The organism is Streptomyces sp. NPDC001822, assembly GCF_042892135.1.
Classification (GTDB): Bacteria; Actinomycetota; Actinomycetes; order Streptomycetales; family Streptomycetaceae; genus Streptomyces.
In genome coordinates this window covers 74,310-90,982 of sequence record NZ_JBIATW010000006.1, presented here as the reverse complement: position 1 = coordinate 90,982, position 16,673 = coordinate 74,310, and the positions used below count along the sequence as shown (strand labels likewise).

Sequence of the window (16,673 nt, the reverse complement as noted above, 5' to 3'; positions counted from 1 at the left end):
TCGCCGACCGGAGGAACAGGTGGAAGGGTCACAGATGAGCGCAGCACTCGCCACATGTTAGGTGACGCTGCGTGGCTGGATTTACGGACTTGCGCTGTAGCTCAGAGTGTGCATGCGTGCGAGCTGCGGATCGAGTCGCAGATAGACGGGATCGAAGCGCTCGCCGTTCACCTCCGACGGGCCGGGACCGAAGAGTTCTCGCTGGTCGGAGGAGGGGTGGACGATCTCGGCGGGGCCGGTGAACTGCACCGACCAGCGGGTCTCCCCGTCGGGCGCCGGGGCGTCGAGGTTGTCCGCCCCGTAGGCCACGACGCTGCCGTCGCAGGACTCGTGGAAGCCGAGCCCCCTGTGCATCCGCAGGACGACGCGGCCCTCGACCACCAGGTGCCGGGCCACGGCCAGGAACGGCAGGGCGCGCATGCTCATGGCGATCCGGCCGTGGCGCACGCCGGCCAGCAGCTCGATGGCGCGGGCCCTGCCGTGGGTGAAGCCGGGGACCGGGGCGGGGCCGGACTCGCGACCGGGCACTCCGCAGGGGCCGGCGGCCGGAGCGGAAGGTGAGCCGGAGGCCGGAGCGGCGGCGAAACCGGCGGCCGCACCGGAGGTGGATGCCGGACCGGCGCCCGGCGCGGTGTCACAGGGGCTGGAGAAGAGCATGCGCTCCACTCTCCGGTACGCCGTCGACGCGGGGTAAGGGTCCGCGGCCCCCGCGGCTCGGGACGAAGGTCCCCGCGCCCGGCGCTCAGCGCCTCTCGGCCTGGAGCCTCGCCACGTAGGCCGCGGCCTGCGAGCGCCGCTCCATCCCCAGTTTGGCCAGGAGGCTGGAGACGTAGTTCTTGATGGTCTTCTCGGCGAGGTGCAGCCGCTCGCCGATCACCCGGTTCGTCAGGCCCTCGCCGATCAGGTCGAGGATCTTGCGCTCCTGCTCGGTCAGACCGGCGAGCCGGTCGTCCCCCTTGCCGTTCTTCCCCTCGCGCAGGCGCTCCAGCACGCGGGCGGTGGCCACGGGGTCGAGCAGGGACTTGCCCGCCGCGACGTCCCGGACGGCGCTGAGCAGCTCGTTGCCGCGGATGGCCTTCAGGACGTAGCCCGAGGCACCCGCCATGATCGCGTCGAAGAGTGCCTCGTCGTCGGCGTACGAGGTGAGCATCAGGCACTTGATGCGGTCGTCCGCCGAGCGGACCTCGCGGCAGACCTCCACCCCGCTGCCGTCGGGCAGCCGCACGTCGAGGACCGCCACGTCGGGACGCGTCGCCGGGATCCGGGTGAGTGCGTCCGCCGCCGTGCCGGCCTCCCCGACGACCTCGATGTCCCCCTCGGCGGAAAGCAGCTCATGGACGCCGCGCCGCACCACTTCGTGATCATCGAGCAGGAATACCGTGATTTTTCCTTCTTCGCGCACATTCGAAGTCTCACACACTCCTTTGTCGTCCGCCCTTCCCTGGCACTGGCGGCGCGGGATAACGTGCCGTTGTTCCGGCCGCCTGCCAGGCTGTTGCCAGTGCTGTGACCAGCAAGACTTCGCGGTTTTTGCGATTTACTTGGAAATCCAAGCAAAATCGCAGGTCACAAGGTGTTTCGCAGTTGTGCGGTGCACTGGGTAACGTGCTTGTGAAAGGACGCTCGCCGGGACACCTGTCACGCCTGTTCCCGGCCAGCGGCACCCACCCCGTGCACGGGTCCGGACACAGGCGAGCCGCACTGGTTCCCGGCCATCCCGGGGGCCGGACCGACGGAGGAGCACGCACGTGACCGTGGAGAGCACTGCCGCGCGCAAACCGCGACGCAGCAGCAAGCGGACCAGCGCCGCGAAGACGCCACAGAGTTCCGAGCCCCAGCTGGTACAGCTGCTGACGCCGGAAGGTGAGCGCGTCGAGCACCCGGACTTCGAGATCGACCTGAGCCCGGACGAGCTCCGCGGCCTCTACCGGGACATGGTCCTGACCCGGCGCTTCGACGCCGAGGCCACCGCGCTGCAGCGTCAGGGCGAGCTGGGCCTGTGGGCCTCGCTGCTCGGCCAGGAAGCCGCACAGATCGGCTCGGGCCGCGCCCTGCGCGACGACGACTACGTCTTCCCGACCTACCGGGAACACGGTGTGGCGTGGTGCCGGGGTGTCGACCCCACGAATCTGCTCGGGATGTTCCGCGGGGTGAACCACGGCGGCTGGGACCCGAGCACCAACAACTTCCACCTGTACACGATCGTCATCGGCTCGCAGACGCTGCACGCCACCGGCTACGCCATGGGCGTCGCCAAGGACGGTGCCGACTCGGCCGTGGTCGCGTACTTCGGTGACGGTGCTTCCAGCCAGGGCGACGTCGCGGAGGCCTTCACCTTCTCCGCCGTCTACAACGCCCCCGTCGTGTTCTTCTGCCAGAACAACCAGTGGGCGATCTCCGAGCCGACCGAGAAGCAGATGCGCGTGCCGCTGTACCAGCGCGCGCAGGGGTTCGGCTTCCCCGGTGTCCGGGTCGACGGCAACGACGTCCTGGCGTGCCTGGCCGTCACCCGGTCGGCGCTGGAGCGCGCCCGCCGGGGCGAGGGGCCCACCCTCGTCGAGGCGTTCACCTACCGGATGGGCGCCCACACCACCTCCGACGACCCGACCAAGTACCGGGCGGACGAGGAGCGGGTGGCGTGGGAGGCCAAGGACCCGATCCTGCGGCTGCGCACGTACCTGGAGAAGCAGGACCTCGCCGACGCCGCGTTCTTCGCCGCGCTGGAGGAGGAGAGCGAGGCCCTCGGCAAGCGGGTGCGTGAGGCGGTGCGGGCCATGCCCGACCCCGACCGGATGGCGATCTTCGACCACACCTACGCCGACGGCAACCCGCTCGTCGACGAGGAGCGCGCCCAGTTCGCCGCCTACCAGGCATCGTTCGCCGAGGAGGGCAACTAGTCATGGCCGCCCAGAAGTTGTCCATCGCGAAGGCACTCAACGAGTCGCTGCGCAAGGCCCTGGAGACCGACCCCAAGGTCCTCATCATGGGTGAGGACGTCGGCAAGCTCGGCGGGGTCTTCCGCATCACGGACGGGCTCCAGAAGGACTTCGGCGAGGACCGTGTCATCGACACCCCGCTCGCCGAGTCCGGCATCGTCGGTACGGCGATCGGCCTGGCCCTGCGCGGCTACCGGCCGATCGTGGAGATCCAGTTCGACGGTTTCGTCTTCCCCGCGTACGACCAGATCGTCACGCAGCTCGCCAAGATGCACGCCCGCGCGCTCGGCAAGATCAAGATGCCGGTCGTCATCCGCATCCCGTACGGCGGCGGCATCGGTGCCGTCGAGCACCACAGCGAGTCGCCCGAGGCGCTGTTCGCGCACGTGGCGGGCCTGAAGGTCGTCTCGCCGTCCAACGCGAGCGACGCCTACTGGATGATGCAGCAGGCCGTCCAGAGCGACGACCCGGTCATCTTCTTCGAGCCCAAGCGGCGGTACTGGGACAAGGGGGACCTGGACACCGAGTCGATCCCCCTCCCCCTCCACAAGGCCGTCGTGGCGCGTGAGGGCTCCGACCTCACGCTCGTCGCGTACGGCCCGATGGTGAAGGTCTGCCTGGAGGCCGCCGCCGCGGCGCAGGAGGAGGGCAAGTCCCTCGAGGTCCTGGACCTGCGGTCGATGTCCCCGATCGACTTCGACGCCGTACAGGCGTCCGTCGAGAAGACGGGCCGGCTCGTCGTGGTCCACGAGGCGCCGGTGTTCTACGGATCGGGTGCCGAGATCGCCGCCCGGATCACGGAGCGCTGCTTCTACCACCTCGAAGCGCCGGTGCTCAGGGTCGGCGGCTACCACGCCCCCTACCCGCCGGCCAGGCTCGAGGACGAGTACCTGCCGGGTCTCGACCGGGTGCTCGACGCCGTCGACCGCTCGCTGGCGTACTGAGGAGAGGGATCGTGACGACGATGACCGATACGTCTGCTCGTTTCCGCGAGTTCAAGATGCCGGACGTGGGCGAAGGACTGACCGAGGCCGAGATCCTCAAGTGGTTCGTCCAGCCCGGCGACACCGTCTCCGACGGCCAGGTCGTGTGCGAGGTGGAGACCGCCAAGGCGGCGGTGGAGCTGCCGATCCCCTTCGACGGGGTGGTGCACGAGCTCCGCTTCCCCGAGGGCACGACCGTGGACGTCGGCCAGGTGATCATCGCGGTGGACGTGGCACCCGGCAGCGGTGACGCCCCGGCCCCCGCGGAGACCGTGCAGCAGCCCGTGGCGCCGGCACAACCGGAAGCCGAACCGGAGGCTCCCAAGGGGCGGCAGCCGGTGCTGGTCGGCTACGGCGTGGCCGAGTCCTCCACGAAGCGCCGCGCCCGCAAGGGCGTGGAGATCCCGGGTCCGGCCGCCGCCGCGGTCCAGGCCGAGATGAACGGCCACGCCGCAGCGGCCCCGGAGGCCCGTCCGCTCGCCAAGCCGCCCGTGCGCAAGCTGGCGAAGGACCTGGGCATCGACCTGGCCACGGTCACCCCGACCGGCGAGGGCGGGATCATCACCCGCGAGGACGTCCACGCGGCGGCCGCCCCGGCCCCGGCCGAGGTCCCCGCGGAGCCGGTGGCGGCGCCCGTCGCGCCCGCACCGGTCGCCGTGGCCGCGGACGCGGCCGGCCGTGAGACCCGTATCCCGGTCAAGGGTGTGCGCAAGGCCATCGCGCAGGCCATGGTCGGGAGTGCCTTCACCGCGCCGCACGTCACCGAGTTCGTGACGCTCGACGTCACGCGCACGATGAAGCTCGTGGCGGAGCTCAAGGAGGACAAGGACATGGCGGGGGTGCGGGTCAACCCGCTCCTGATCATCGCCAAGGCCCTCCTGGTCGCGATCAAGCGCAATCCCGAGGTCAACGCAGCCTGGGACGAGGCCAACCAGGAGATCGTGCAGAAGCTCTACGTGAACCTGGGCATCGCAGCCGCCACCCCGCGCGGCCTGATCGTGCCGAACATCAAGGACGCGCACGCCATGACGCTGCCCCGGCTGGCCGGCGCGCTCGGCGAGCTGGTCACCACGGCGCGCGAGGGGAAGACGTCCCCCGCGGCCATGGCGGGTGGCACCGTGACGATCACCAACGTCGGCGTCTTCGGCGTCGACACGGGCACGCCGATCCTGAACCCCGGCGAGTCCGCGATCCTCGCGGTCGGCGCGATCAAGCTCCAGCCCTGGGTGCACAAGGGCAAGGTGAAGCCGCGTCAGGTGACCACGCTGGCGCTGTCGTTCGACCACCGCCTGGTCGACGGCGAGCTCGGTTCCAAGGTGCTCGCGGACGTCGCGGCGATCCTGGAGCAGCCGAAGCGTCTGATCACCTGGGCCTGACCGGCCGTGCGAAGGGGCCCGCCGCAGGCTGCGGCGGGCCCCTTCGCACGTGTGCGGGCCGGACTACTTCTTGAAGCTGTAGTCCATGAGCTTCTTCGCGTCGGACGTACGGGTCGTCGAGGACGTCGCGGTGAGGACGGTCCCGATGACCGTCTTGCCGTTGCGGGTCGCGGCGAAGACCAGGCAGTACTTGGCGGTCGGGCCGGAGCCGGTCTTCACACCGATCGTGCCGCTGTAGCTGCCCAGCAGCAGGTTGGTGTTGGTCCACGACATGTAGCGGTAGCCGCCGGACTTCGTCGTGACCTTCTGCTTCGTCGACTTCGTCTTCACGATCGCGCGGAACGTGGAGCTCTTCATCGCGGAGCTGGCGAGCTTGGTGAGGTCGCGCGGCGTCGAGTAGTTCGAGCCGTTGCCGATGCCGTCGAACGAGTCGAAGTGGCTGTTCGTCATGCCCAGCGACTTCGCGGTGGCGTTCATCTTGCCGAGGAACGACTTCACCCGGGCGGCACGCGTGGTGCCGGACCCGAACTTGTCGGCCAGGGCGTAGGCGGCGTCGCAGCCCGACGGCAGCATCAGACCGTAGAGGAGCTGACGGACCGTCACCTTGTCGCCGACGATCAGACGAGCCGACGAGGCGGTGTTCTTGACGATGTAGTCGCTGTACGCCTTCTGGACCGTCACCTTGGAATCGAGGTTCAGGTTCTTCTGGGACAGCACCACCTTGGCGGTCATTATCTTGGTGGTGGAACCGGTGGACCGGCGGGTGTCCGCCGACTTGCTGTAAAGCGTCTTCGCGGTGCCGTTGTTCATCACGAACCCGCCCTTGGCGGTGATCGTGGGCGTCGGCAGGGTCGCTGCCTGGGCCGCTGAGGCGGACGTGCTGCCCGCGAGGAGGGCGCCTGCGGTGAGGGCCACGGTGGCGGCAACGGTTGCGCGGTTTATGCCCTTAAGACCGGTTTTCAAGTCAAACGCTCCAAATACACCTGAAATGCGGTCACGTGAGAGTGCCGCTTGGTGGTGAGACTCGCGAGGGTGCCGAATGGATGTGCTCACGTACGGGTGAGATCGATTCCGGCTGCACGGATTATACGAACCGCGGTCCTCGTCCGGACCCCCCGAGGGGTGGCGGGTGTGTGACATCCGGACGCGATCGGGCCACGGAGTCGGTGCCCGCGGGGCGCGCTGCCGGAAAGGGCGGGCGGGTCCGGATCGCGGACGCGTCGGCGGACGCACCCATCTTGTATCTATGCTGTGCGCATGCCAGCCGCGTCCCTCGTCCCGCCCGCCGCCCGTAAGGCGGACCCCAAGTCACCACCCGCCGCCGAACGCGTCTACACGCACATCAAGACGGCGGTGCTCGACCGCCGCTACGAGGGCGGCACGCTCCTCACCGAGGGAGACCTCGCCGAGGCCGTCGGGGTCTCCCGGACGCCGGTCCGGGAGGCGCTGCTGCGGCTGGAGGCCGAAGGGCTGATCAAGCTCTACCCGAAGAAGGGCGCCCTCGTGCTCGCCGTCTCCGCCCAGGAGATCGCGGACGTCGTCGAGACCCGGCTGCTGGTGGAGGAGTTCGCGGCCCGCAAGGCCGTGCCCGCCTCCCCGGGCCTGATCGCCCGGCTCGAACAACTCCTCGACGAGCAGCGGGAACTCGCGGGTGCGGGGGACCTGGCCGCCGTATCCGTCAAGGACCGCTGCTTCCACGCCGAGATCGTCCGGAACGCGGGCAACGAGATCCTCTCCCGCCTCTACGACCAGCTCCGCGACCGGCAGCTGCGGATGGGGGTCGCCGTGATGGAGGCGCACCCGGACAGGATCGCCGCCAACATCACGGAGCACGGTGAACTGCTGGAGGCCATCAGGTCCGGTGACGCCGACGGCGCCGCGCAGGTCGTACGCCGGCACGTCGGCCGGGTCAGGGTGCTGGTCCGGGGTGATGACCGATGAGCTCGGCCGCCCCCGCCCTGTCGCTGCCCGGAGATCCGCCGGGCGGCCGTCGCGCCGCCTGGATCTGGGGCATCGGCGTCGCCGTCTACTTCGTCGCCATCATCTTCCGCACCAGCCTCGGTGTCGCCGGGCTGGACGCCGCCGACCGGTTCGACGTCAACGCCTCCGCCCTGTCGACGTTCTCCATCCTGCAACTGCTGGTCTACGCCGGCATGCAGATACCCGTGGGGCTGATGGTCGACCGGTTCGGCACCAAGAAGGTCCTCACCTTCGGGGCGGTGCTGTTCACGCTCGGGCAGCTCGGCTTCGCGCTCTCGCCCTCGTACGGCATGGCGCTCGCCTCCCGCGCGCTGCTCGGCTGCGGTGACGCGATGACCTTCATCAGTGTGCTGCGACTGGGCGCCCGGTGGTTCCCGGCCCGCCGCGGGCCCATGATCGGACAGGTCGCCGCGCTCTTCGGCATGGCGGGCAACCTCGTGTCGACGCTCTTCATCGCGCGCGCCCTGCACGGCTACGGCTGGACGGCGACCTTCGTCGGCAGCGCCACGGCGGGCGTGCTGGTGCTGATGCTGCTGCTGGCCTTCCTCAAGGACCACCCCGAGGGTCACGAGCCTCCGCCCGCCGAGCACGCCGGTGCCGTGTACGTGCGCAAGCAGATCGCTGCCGCCTGGCGGGAGCCCGGGACCAGGCTCGGCATGTGGGTCCACTTCACCACGCAGTTCCCCGCCATGGTCTTCCTGCTGCTCTGGGGCATGCCGTTCCTCGTCGAGGCGCAGGGGCTGACCAGGGGCACGGCGGGTGGACTGCTCACGCTGGTGGTGCTCTCCAACATGGTGGTGGGGCTCGTCTACGGCCAGGTGATCGCCCGTCACCACGCCGCGCGCGCCCCGCTGGCTCTCGGCACCGTCGCCATGACGGCGCTGCTCTGGGGCTCCACGATCTTCTACCCCGGTGACCACGCGCCGATGTGGCTGCTCGTCACCCTGTGCCTGGTGCTCGGCTCGTGCGGCCCCGCATCGATGATCGGCTTCGACTTCGGCCGGCCCGCGAACCCGCCGGAGCGTCAGGGCACCGCGTCCGGGATCGTCAACATGGGCGGGTTCGTCGCCTCGATGACGACACTGTTCCTGGTGGGGGTCCTGCTGGACGCGACGGGCGACGACTACCGCGTCGCGTTCGCGTCGGTCTTCGTCCTGGAGGCGCTCGGCGTCGCGCAGATCCTCCGGCTGCACGGCAGGGCGACCCACCGGGAACGCGACCACCACGTCGTCAGCAGGGTGGAAGCCGTGCACGTACCCGCCTGACCCGCGGGGCGGTGCCCGCGCGGCCGGCCCGGCGCTGCGCCCGCCCCGTCCGTCGCCGGACGGGCGCGCCGCCGGCCGGGCGTCACGGGGTGACGGCGAAGTTCCGCAGGATCTCGGCTGCCAGCTCCTGGTCCCCGTCGGTCTTGATCCGGTCCTCCACGGCCTGCGGACGCACCCGGCCGCAGGCCAGGCGGTAGTACGTCTCCCAGTCCATCGCCAGCGTCGCGGCGGGGCCGAGGGACGGCGCGCCGTCGACCGAGCCCCGGCCCTCGCCGTCGACCCTGACCGTGCGCAGGAACTCCAGCGGGCCGTGCACGTCGAAGACCACGGCGGAGTTGGGCGGCGCGCCCGCGTCCTTGGCGACGACCTTCGCCAGCCCGATCAGCAGGACGTCCCTGACGATCAGGGCGCCGGGGGAGTCGAGGTTCCCCGGCCGGCCCAGCGTCGTACGCAGGTCCTGCTCGTGCACCCACACGTCGAAGGCGCGCATGCGCAGGGCGAGTTCCAGGGTCTGTTCGGCACCGAGAGGGGCCCGCACCATGGTCTCGGGGGCGCGCGACTCGTTGCGGAGCTGACGCATCCGGCGGATGAGCGTGTACTCCAGCTCCGCGGTCATCTCCGGTGCCGTGTGGTGGCGCCGCACGTCGACCTGCATCTCCATGTAGCGCTGCTTGTCGTTCTGCACGTGGTAGAGGTCGCGCGGCAGCGTGTGGATCGGCCGGGGGTCGCCGAGCTGCTCGCACTCCATGCCGATGACGTGCGAGACGATGTCGCGGACCGACCAGCCCGGGCAGGGTGTGCGGCGGTTCCACTCCCCCTCGGCGAGTGGCTTGACCAGCTCGGATATCGACTCGACGGAGTGGGTCCAGGCGTCGGCGTAGGTCTGGAGGCTGGGATGGACGGTCACGGGACCCCTCGTGCGGTTCTGCGGTGCATGGGCTGGAGAGCAGGGACTGCCGGCGGGAGGGCCGGCAGCGACGGCGCTGTCTGCGGGCTGCGTGGGAGGTTCGCTCGCTAAGTTACGCTGCGAGCAGGCACCCCGGCAGTGCTTTCGTGTGACGATCGTAGGCCCGCGTTGACGGCTTCCATGCCAGGACGGTGGTAGTGTGCACGCCTCCCTCATCCAGATCGCTGTAAACCCGGATGAATCGATCAATTCCCGTAGAGAGCGCGCGGCTTCACTGGTCGTGGCCCAGCGCGGCGCGGACCTGGTCGTCCTTCCCGAACTCTGGCCCGTAGGAGCGTTCGCCTACACCGAGTTCGAGGACGCGGCCGAACCGCTGCGGGGCCCCACGCACGACGTCATGGCGAAGGCGGCCGCCGAGGCCGGCGTCTGGCTGCACGCGGGTTCGTTCGTCGAGCGCGCGGAGGACGGCACCCTCTACAACACCTCGCTCGTGTTCTCCCCCGAGGGGGAGCGCGTCGCCGCCTACCGCAAGATCCACCGCTTCGGCTTCGACAAGGGCGAGGCGGTGATGATGGGAGCGGGCGAGGTACTCGTCACCGTCGCACTGCCCGGGACGACCCTCGGCCTCGCCACCTGCTACGACCTGCGCTTCCCCGAGCAGTTCCGGGGGCTCGTGGACGCGGGCGCCGAGACGCTGGTCGTCTCGGCCGGCTGGCCGGAGCGCCGCCGCGCGCACTGGACCCTGCTCGCGCAGGCCCGCGCCGTCGAGAACCAGGCGTACGTCCTGGGGGTCGGCTCGTCGGGCACCAACGGAGGAGTCGAGCAGGCGGGCCACAGCATCGTCGTGGACCCCTGGGGCGAGGTGCTCGCCGAGGCCGGATCGGGCGAAGAGGTGCTCGCCGTCGAGTTCGACCCGACGAGGACCGCCACCACCCGGGAGCAGTTCCCGGCACTGAAGGACCGCCGTCTCGGCCTCGCGCCCCCGCGCTGAGGACACGGGGCCCGCCGCCCGGTTTCACGTGAAACCGGGCGGAGCCGCGCCCGCGCTCAGTCCTCGTGATCCTTGTCGGCGAGCACGATCACGCACACGGCGACCGCGATCAGCAGCGGCATGTCGGCGTCCTCCCGCACGATGTCGACGCCGTAGGTGTCCCGGACGGTGAGCCAGCGCCGCGAGATCTGGGCGAGCAGTTCGCCGTCGTAGTCGATGGCGAACTCGCGGTCCAGGATCCTGCCGCTGACGTCCAGCTCCGTGCCGTCCACCAGGGTCACCCGGTAGTGGTTGCGCAGCAGCGAGAGCCGCTTGCGCTTGACCTTGGCCAGCTCGTCGCCGTCCCGTTCGATGAGCATGGTGTCGCGCAGGCTGATCAGCTTCTGGCGGATCTCCACCAGCACCCGGCCGTCGGTGTCCTTCAGCTCGAAGGTGTCCCGGAGCCGCATGGCCTTGCCGTCGACGAGGAAGAGCTTCCGCCCGTCCGCGTCCTCGATCCAGTAGTCGTCGCCGACGCCGAACAGCCGCTCACGCACGAGAAGTCTCATGGATCACAGGTTCCCCGACGCCCTGCCGGAATGCGCGCAGGCCACGGTGCTGTTGACTGTTGTCATGACAGCACGTGCACGTGTCCGCGCCCCCGAACTGATCGGCAAGGGCGGCTGGCTCAATACAGGCGACCGGCAGTACACCCTTGCTGACCTGCGGGGACGCATTGTCATTCTGGATTTTTGGACCTTCTGCTGTGTGAACTGCCTGCACGTGCTCGACGAGCTGCGCGAGCTGGAGGAGAAGCACCGCGACACCGTGGTGATCATCGGCGTCCACTCCCCGAAGTTCGTCCACGAGGCCGACCACGAGGCGGTCGTCGACGCCGTCGAGCGCTACGGGGTGCACCACCCGGTCCTCGACGACCCCGAGCTCGCCACCTGGAAGCAGTACGCCGTGCGGGCGTGGCCGACCCTCGTCGTGGTGGACCCCGAGGGCTATGTCGTCGCCCAGCACGCCGGTGAGGGGCACGCCCACGCCATCGGGAAGCTGGTCGAGGAGCTGGAGGCCGAGCACACCGAGAAGGGCACGCTGCGCCGCGGCGACGGTCCGTACGTCGCGCCCGAGCCGGTCGCCACCCATCTGCGCTTCCCCGGCAAGGCACTCGTCCTTCCGGACGGGGGATTCCTGGTCTCCGACACCACGCGCCACCGCCTGGTCGAGCTCGACGCCGACGGTGAGACCGTGCGCGGGCACTACGGCAGCGGCGAGCGCGGGTTCGCCGACGGCGGCCGGTCCGACGCACGGTTCAGCGAGCCCCAGGGCCTCGCCTTCCTCCCGGACGGCCGGGTCGCCGTCGCGGACACGGTCAACCACGCCATCAGGGCCCTCGACCTCGCGACGGGCGCGACGACGACGCTCGCCGGGACCGGCCGCCAGTGGTGGCAGGGCTCCGCCACCAGCGGCCCGGCCGCCGAGGTGGACCTGTCCTCCCCGTGGGACATCGCCTGGTTCGGCGACCGGCTGTGGATCGCCATGGCCGGTGTGCACCAGCTGTGGACCTACGACCCCGGACAGGACACGGTCCGGGTGGCCGCCGGCACGACGAACGAGGGTCTGGTCGACGGCCCCGGCCCCGAGGCGTGGTTCGCGCAGCCCTCGGGCCTCGCCGCGGCCGGGGACCGGCTCTGGGTCGCCGACTCGGAGACCTCGTCCCTGCGGTACGTGGACCTGGACGGCACCGTGCACACCGCCGTCGGCACCGGGCTCTTCGACTTCGGCCACCGTGACGGGGACGCCGGCCAGGCGCTCTTCCAGCACCCCCTGGGCGTCACGGCCCTCCCGGACGGCTCCGTGGCCGTCAGCGACACCTACAACCACGCGCTGCGCCGGTTCGACCCGGCAAGCGGTGAGGTCACGACGCTGGCCACGGATCTGCGGGAGCCCAGCGACGCGGTGCTCGTGGACGGCGACCTCGTCGTCGTCGAGTCCGCCCGGCACCGGCTGACCCGGCTGCGGCTGCCCGAGGAGGCCGTGCGCGTCGCGGACCGGGCGCACCGCACACAGCGGGCGGCCACCGAGGTCGCCGCCGGCACCCTGAGGCTGGACGTGGTCTTCCAGGCCCCCGCCGGGCAGAAGCTCGATGTCCGCTACGGACCCTCGACGCGGCTCCTGGTCTCCTCGACCCCGCCGGAACTCCTGGCCGAGGGATCGGGGCAGGGCACGGATCTGAGCCGCGACCTGGTCCTCGCGGACGGGATCACCGAGGGCGTCCTCCACGTCTCCGCGATGGCGGCCTCCTGCGACGACGACCCGGCGAACGAGTACCCGGCCTGCCACGTGCACCAGCAGGACTGGGGTGTTCCCGTCAGCGTCACGGCCGGAGGGGCGTCCAGGCTTCCGCTGGTGCTGGCCGGGATGGACGAGCAGGCCTGACGGGCCGGATGCCACCGGCCCCTCGGCGCCGCGGGACGGGACCCCACGACACGCGTGGTCCCGCCCGCCCGGCGAGGGGCCGTCCCGGGCGGGCGGGGTGCCTACCGCGCGCCGTCACTGGTAGCGGCGCTCCTCCTCCGTGACGACCGTGGTGGTGGGCGGCACGACCATGCGGCGGCGCCGCGCGATGCTCACGTAGACGAAGACCCCGACGAGGCCGACGAGCATCATGATCCAGCCGACCAGGTCGACGTTCACGGTGTCCATCTCCCAGTCGGTGGCGAACGCCAGAATCGCCCCGGCACCGATCAGGAGAATGCATCCTCCGAGTCCCATGATTTCCGCCTCCTCGACGGCCCGGTGAATCCGGGCCGGTGTACGGATCGCGTACCCGGCCCGGCAACAAGCATGTCCGTGGAGGTGGTTGGGAGAGTTCTCAGCCCGCGAGGAACGCCGCCAGCGCGTTGGCCAGCAGGTAGGGGTCGTCGGCGCCGCAGAGTTCGCGTGCGCTGTGCATCGACAGGATGGCCACACCGACGTCGACGGTCCGGATGCCGTGCCTGGCCGCGGTGATCGGGCCGATCGTGGTGCCGCACGGCATCGCGTTGTTGGAGACGAACGTCTGCCACGGCACGCCCGCCTTCTCGCAGGCCGCCGCGAACACGGCGCGGCCGCTGCCGTCGGTCGCGTACCGCATGTTGACGTTGACCTTGAGGATCGGGCCGCCGTTGGCGACCGGGTGGTGTGTCGGGTCGTGCCGCTCGGCGTAGTTGGGGTGCACGGCGTGGCCGGTGTCCGAGGACAGGCAGACGGTTCCGGCGAGGGCGCGGGCGCGGTCCTCCAGCGAACCGCCCCGGGCGAACACGGAACGCTCCAGGACCGTGCCGAGCAGCGGACCGTCCGCACCGGTGTCGGACTGGGAGCCGTTCTCCTCGTGGTCGAAGGCGGCCATGACGGGGATGTACGGGATCTCCTCGTCCGGCTGCCCGGCGACGGCGGCCAGTGCGGCCGTCGCGGCGTGCACCGAGAGCAGGTTGTCCATCCGCGGGCCGGCGAGCAGCTCGCGGTCCCGGCCGAGGTAGGCCGGCGGCTCGACGGGGTGCGGCATCAGGTCCCAGCCGGTCACCTCGTCCGGGTCGACTCCCGCCTCCCGGGCGACGAAGCGGATGAGGTCACCCTCCTCCACGTCCCCGAGCCCCCAGATCGGCTGCATGTGCTTCTGGCGGTCCAGCTTGAGGCCGTCGGGGTTGGCGGAGCGGTCCAGGTGGACGGCCAGCTGGGGCACCCGCAGCAGCGGCCGGTCGATGTTCACGAGCCGGTGGGTGCCGTCGCGCAGCGAGATCCGCCCGGCCAGGCCGAGGTCCCGGTCGAGCCAGGTGTTCAGGAGGGTCCCGCCGTAGATCTCGACGGCGACCTGGCGCCAGCCGTACGCCCCGGTGTCGGGCAGCGGCTTGACGCGAAGGTTCGGGGAGTCGGTGTGAGCCCCCACGATGCGGAAGGGGGTGTGGGAACCGGCGCCCTCCGGCACGTACCAGGCCACGATCGCGCCGCCCCGCAGGACGTACTTGCCACCCGTGGAGCCGTCCCACGCGGCCGTCTCCTCGACCTGCCGGAATCCGGCCTTCTCCAGTCGCGCGGCAGCGGTGGCCACGGCGTGGTACGGGGAGGGGCTGGCCATCAGGAAGGCCATCAGGTCGTCGGTGTGCCCGCGGTCGAAGCGGAGGGAAGTGCTCATGTTCTTCACTTTAACGACGGCGGGCCGGGAGGGTTCACGGCGGACGGCGGTGCGGCCCGCCCCCCGTCTCGGGGGCGGGCCGCACCTGTTCCGCGTGCAGGACCTTGAACGGCGAGGACTAGAACGCGGCCTCGTCCAGCTCCATCAGCGAGTTGTCGACCGTCTCGGCGAGCGCGCGCTCGGCGGAGACGCCCGGCAGGACGTTCGCGGCGAAGAACTTCGCGGCGGCGATCTTGCCCTGGTAGAAGGCGGCGTCCTTCGGAGAGGCGTTGCGCAGCTTCTCGGAGGCCACGGCCGCGCCCTTGAGGAGCAGGTAGCCGACGACGACGTCACCGGAGACCATCAGCAGGCGGGTGGTGTTGAGGCCCACCTTGTAGATGTTCTTGACGTCCTCGCCGGTCGCGGTGAGGTCGGTGATCATCGTGCCGACGATCGCCTCCAGGTCGACCGCGGCCTTGGCGAGGTTGTCCAGCGAGCCGGACAGCTCCTCGTCGCCCTGGGCACCCGCGAGGAACTTCTTGATCTCCTCGGAGAGGGCGTTCAGCGAGGCGCCCTGGTCGCGGACGATCTTCCGGAAGAAGAAGTCCTGGCCCTGGATCGCGGTCGTGCCCTCGTACAGCGTGTCGATCTTGGCGTCACGGATGTACTGCTCGATCGGGTACTCCTGGAGGTACCCGGAGCCGCCGAACGTCTGGAGCGACTGCGCGAGCTGCTCGTAGGACTTCTCGGAGCCGTAGCCCTTCACGATCGGGAGCAGCAGGTCGTTGAGGCCGTTGAGCGCCTTGGCGTCCTCGCCCGCGGCCTCCTTGACCTGGATCGCGTCCTGGACGGAGGCGGTGTAGAGCACGAGCGAGCGCATGCCCTCGGCGTACGCCTTCTGCGTCATGAGGGAGCGGCGTACGTCGGGGTGGTGCGTGATGGTGACCTTGGGGGCCGCCTTGTCCATGAACTGCGACAGGTCGGTGCCCTGGACGCGCTCCTTGGCGTACTCCAGGGCGTTGAGGTAGCCCGTGGAGAGCGCCGCGATGGCCTTCGTGCCGACCATCATGCGGGCGAACTCGATGATGCGGAACATCTGGCGGATGCCGTCGTGCTTGTCGCCGATCAGCCAGCCCTTGGCGGGGTGCTGGTCGCCGAAGGTCATCTCGCAGGTGTTGGACGCCTTGAGGCCCATCTTGTGCTCGACGTTCGTCGCGTACACGCCGTTGCGCGCACCGAGCTCGCCGGTGGTCCAGTCGAAGTGGAACTTCGGGACCAGGAAGAGGGAGAGGCCCTTGGTGCCCGGTCCGGCACCCTCGGGGCGTGCCAGGACGTAGTGGAGGATGTTCTCGGACATGTCGTGCTCGCCCGAGGTGATGAAGCGCTTCACACCCTCGATCTGCCAGGAGCCGTCCTCCTGCTCGACCGCCTTGGTGCGGCCCGCGCCCACGTCCGAACCGGCGTCGGGCTCGGTCAGCACCATCGTCGAGCCCCACTGCTTCTCGACGGCGATCTCGGCGACCTTCTTCTGCGCGTCGTTGCCCTCGTCGAAGAGGATGCCGGCGAACGCCGGGCCGGAGGAGTACATCCAGACGGCCGGGTTGGCGCCGAGCAGGAGCTCCGCGTAGCCCCAGATCAGGGAGCGGGGGGAGGTCGTGCCGCCGATCTCCTCGGGCAGGCCCAGGCGCCAGTACTCGGAGTCCATGAACGCCTGGTACGACTTCTTGAACGAGGCCGGGACGGGCGCGGTGTTGGTCTCGGGGTCGAAGACCGGCGGGTTGCGGTCGGCGTCGGCGTAGGAGCCGGCCAGCTCGTTCTCCGCGAGGCGGGTGACCTCGTCCAGGATGCTCTTCGCGGTGTCGACGTCCATCTCCGCGAACGGGCCGGTGCCGTAGAGCTTGTCGCGCCCGAGGACCTCGAAGAGGTTGAACTCGATGTCGCGGAGATTCGACTTGTAGTGCCCCATGGGAAGGCTCCGTAATCAATAGCAGTGGCGCGCAGCGCCCCGGGGAGGAGTGAGGATCGGGCGGCGGACGGCCTGGCGTGGGTTTCCCACCTGACCCCCACGATGATGCTACCCGTCAGTAATAAGACGCA

At 70.2% G+C, this 16,673-nt stretch carries 15 protein-coding genes; 7 read left to right on the top strand and 8 right to left on the bottom strand.

The features are described 5' to 3' along the window. Positions 1-81 precede the first annotated feature (81 nt). A complete protein-coding gene (locus ACFYY2_RS15960) occupies positions 82-657 on the bottom strand; it encodes a pyridoxamine 5'-phosphate oxidase family protein (RefSeq protein ID WP_388742643.1) in 576 nt (191 codons plus the stop codon). Positions 658-742: 85 nt separating this feature from the next. After that, the gene (locus tag ACFYY2_RS15955) at positions 743-1,402 is read right to left on the bottom strand and encodes a response regulator (protein ID WP_388742641.1); all 660 of its coding nucleotides are present in this window, start codon (positions 1,400-1,402) and stop codon (positions 743-745) included. A gap of 346 nt (positions 1,403-1,748) precedes the next feature. Between ACFYY2_RS15955 and pdhA the strand changes: the two genes are divergently transcribed. From pdhA to ACFYY2_RS15940, 3 genes are read left to right on the top strand one after another with little or no spacing between them, the layout of a single operon-like run. Then, on the top strand, positions 1,749-2,897 hold the full coding sequence (gene pdhA / locus ACFYY2_RS15950; protein WP_388742638.1) for a pyruvate dehydrogenase (acetyl-transferring) E1 component subunit alpha: 1,149 nt from the start codon (positions 1,749-1,751) through the stop codon (positions 2,895-2,897). A 2-nt stretch (positions 2,898-2,899) separates the two neighbouring features. Then, positions 2,900-3,880 (top strand): alpha-ketoacid dehydrogenase subunit beta, encoded by a 981-nt coding sequence (locus ACFYY2_RS15945; protein WP_388742636.1) that lies wholly within the window; start codon positions 2,900-2,902, stop codon positions 3,878-3,880. Between the two features lie 11 nt (positions 3,881-3,891). Continuing rightward, entirely contained in the window at positions 3,892-5,295 is a 1,404-nt protein-coding gene (locus ACFYY2_RS15940; protein WP_388742634.1) for a dihydrolipoamide acetyltransferase family protein, read from the top strand. Positions 5,296-5,358: 63 nt separating this feature from the next. Here ACFYY2_RS15940 and ACFYY2_RS15935 read toward each other — a convergent pair whose 3' ends face one another. Beyond that, positions 5,359-6,258: a D-alanyl-D-alanine carboxypeptidase family protein gene (locus ACFYY2_RS15935; RefSeq protein ID WP_388742632.1), complete on the bottom strand. Its 900-nt coding sequence runs from the start codon at positions 6,256-6,258 to the stop codon at positions 5,359-5,361. A 294-nt stretch (positions 6,259-6,552) separates the two neighbouring features. Between ACFYY2_RS15935 and ACFYY2_RS15930 the strand changes: the two genes are divergently transcribed. Beyond that, positions 6,553-7,236, top strand: coding sequence for a GntR family transcriptional regulator (locus ACFYY2_RS15930; protein WP_388742630.1), 684 nt, complete (start codon positions 6,553-6,555; stop codon positions 7,234-7,236). Next, the gene (locus ACFYY2_RS15925; protein ID WP_388742627.1) at positions 7,233-8,540 is read left to right on the top strand and encodes a nitrate/nitrite transporter; all 1,308 of its coding nucleotides are present in this window, start codon (positions 7,233-7,235) and stop codon (positions 8,538-8,540) included. Before ACFYY2_RS15930 ends, ACFYY2_RS15925 begins: the two co-directional genes overlap by 4 nt. 82 nt (positions 8,541-8,622) lie before the next feature. On the opposite strand, the gene ACFYY2_RS15920 is transcribed toward ACFYY2_RS15925, so the two are convergent. Further along, a complete protein-coding gene (locus tag ACFYY2_RS15920; protein ID WP_388742624.1) occupies positions 8,623-9,447 on the bottom strand; it encodes a maleylpyruvate isomerase family mycothiol-dependent enzyme in 825 nt (274 codons plus the stop codon). 199 nt (positions 9,448-9,646) lie between these two features. Between ACFYY2_RS15920 and ACFYY2_RS15915 the strand changes: the two genes are divergently transcribed. Further along, entirely contained in the window at positions 9,647-10,438 is a 792-nt protein-coding gene (locus tag ACFYY2_RS15915) for a carbon-nitrogen family hydrolase (protein WP_388742621.1), read from the top strand. Between the two features lie 56 nt (positions 10,439-10,494). On the opposite strand, the gene ACFYY2_RS15910 is transcribed toward ACFYY2_RS15915, so the two are convergent. Further along, positions 10,495-10,986, bottom strand: coding sequence for an LURP-one-related/scramblase family protein (locus tag ACFYY2_RS15910; protein WP_388742619.1), 492 nt, complete (start codon positions 10,984-10,986; stop codon positions 10,495-10,497). Positions 10,987-11,050: 64 nt separating this feature from the next. On the opposite strand from ACFYY2_RS15910, the gene ACFYY2_RS15905 reads away from it, so the two are divergent. Then, positions 11,051-12,862 carry an NHL domain-containing thioredoxin family protein gene (locus ACFYY2_RS15905; RefSeq protein ID WP_388742617.1) on the top strand — a complete coding sequence of 604 codons (1,812 nt, stop codon included), beginning with the start codon at positions 11,051-11,053 and terminating at the stop codon, positions 12,860-12,862. A gap of 114 nt (positions 12,863-12,976) precedes the next feature. Here ACFYY2_RS15905 and ACFYY2_RS15900 read toward each other — a convergent pair whose 3' ends face one another. From ACFYY2_RS15900 to ACFYY2_RS15890, 3 genes are all read right to left on the bottom strand, one after another. Beyond that, the gene (locus ACFYY2_RS15900; protein WP_327116942.1) at positions 12,977-13,198 is read right to left on the bottom strand and encodes a DUF6458 family protein; all 222 of its coding nucleotides are present in this window, start codon (positions 13,196-13,198) and stop codon (positions 12,977-12,979) included. A gap of 100 nt (positions 13,199-13,298) precedes the next feature. After that, on the bottom strand, positions 13,299-14,597 hold the full coding sequence (locus tag ACFYY2_RS15895) for a M18 family aminopeptidase (RefSeq protein ID WP_388742614.1): 1,299 nt from the start codon (positions 14,595-14,597) through the stop codon (positions 13,299-13,301). Positions 14,598-14,715: 118 nt separating this feature from the next. Next, positions 14,716-16,542 carry an acyl-CoA dehydrogenase gene (locus ACFYY2_RS15890; RefSeq protein WP_388742611.1) on the bottom strand — a complete coding sequence of 609 codons (1,827 nt, stop codon included), beginning with the start codon at positions 16,540-16,542 and terminating at the stop codon, positions 14,716-14,718. Positions 16,543-16,673 lie beyond the last annotated feature (131 nt).

What these genes read in the sequence shown, in the direction of transcription:
- ACFYY2_RS15960 (WP_388742643.1), bottom strand. Translation starts at nt 657, where the DNA reads ATGCTCTTCTCCAGCCCCTGTGACACCGCGCCGGGCGCCGGTCCGGCA.
- ACFYY2_RS15945 (WP_388742636.1), top strand. Translation starts at nt 2,900, where the DNA reads ATGGCCGCCCAGAAGTTGTCCATCGCGAAGGCACTCAACGAGTCGCTG.
- ACFYY2_RS15930 (WP_388742630.1), top strand. Translation starts at nt 6,553, where the DNA reads ATGCCAGCCGCGTCCCTCGTCCCGCCCGCCGCCCGTAAGGCGGACCCC.
- ACFYY2_RS15925 (WP_388742627.1), top strand. Translation starts at nt 7,233, where the DNA reads ATGAGCTCGGCCGCCCCCGCCCTGTCGCTGCCCGGAGATCCGCCGGGC.
- ACFYY2_RS15910 (WP_388742619.1), bottom strand. Translation starts at nt 10,986, where the DNA reads ATGAGACTTCTCGTGCGTGAGCGGCTGTTCGGCGTCGGCGACGACTAC.
- ACFYY2_RS15905 (WP_388742617.1), top strand. Translation starts at nt 11,051, where the DNA reads ATGACAGCACGTGCACGTGTCCGCGCCCCCGAACTGATCGGCAAGGGC.
- ACFYY2_RS15900 (WP_327116942.1), bottom strand. Translation starts at nt 13,198, where the DNA reads ATGGGACTCGGAGGATGCATTCTCCTGATCGGTGCCGGGGCGATTCTG.
- ACFYY2_RS15895 (WP_388742614.1), bottom strand. Translation starts at nt 14,597, where the DNA reads ATGAGCACTTCCCTCCGCTTCGACCGCGGGCACACCGACGACCTGATG.
- ACFYY2_RS15890 (WP_388742611.1), bottom strand. Translation starts at nt 16,542, where the DNA reads ATGGGGCACTACAAGTCGAATCTCCGCGACATCGAGTTCAACCTCTTC.